The sequence below is a fragment of the Streptomyces noursei genome (genome assembly GCF_001646665.1).
GTDB lineage: Bacteria > Actinomycetota > Actinomycetes > Streptomycetales > Streptomycetaceae > Streptomyces > Streptomyces lavendulocolor.
On the sequence record NZ_LWBU01000238.1, the window covers coordinates 1 to 260 of the forward strand.

Consider the following 260-nt stretch of genomic DNA (forward strand, 5'->3'; position numbering starts at 1 on the left):
GTCGGCCGCCAGGTCGGGACGGCCCCGCCCCCCGACCCCCGCCGCCCCCCCCCCCACCACCCCCGCCAGCCGGCGCGCCCCCCCCCCCCCCGCGTCCCGCCCGCCCAGCAGCTCGTGCAGCCCCCCCCGGTGGACGCCCCCCCGCCACGGCAGACCCGCCCGGTGCATCTCGGCGGCCACCAGCATCCCGGCCGACTCGGCGGCGGTCAGCAGCCGCATCCGCCCCGGGTGCTCGGCGGCCGCGTGTCTTCGCTGCTGGT

At 83.5% G+C, this 260-nt stretch carries 1 pseudogene; it reads right to left on the reverse strand.

What is annotated here, in order from left to right:
- Positions 1–260 (reverse strand): annotated as a pseudogene (locus tag A4V12_RS38815) (bifunctional 3'-5' exonuclease/DNA polymerase); the annotation flags it as partial.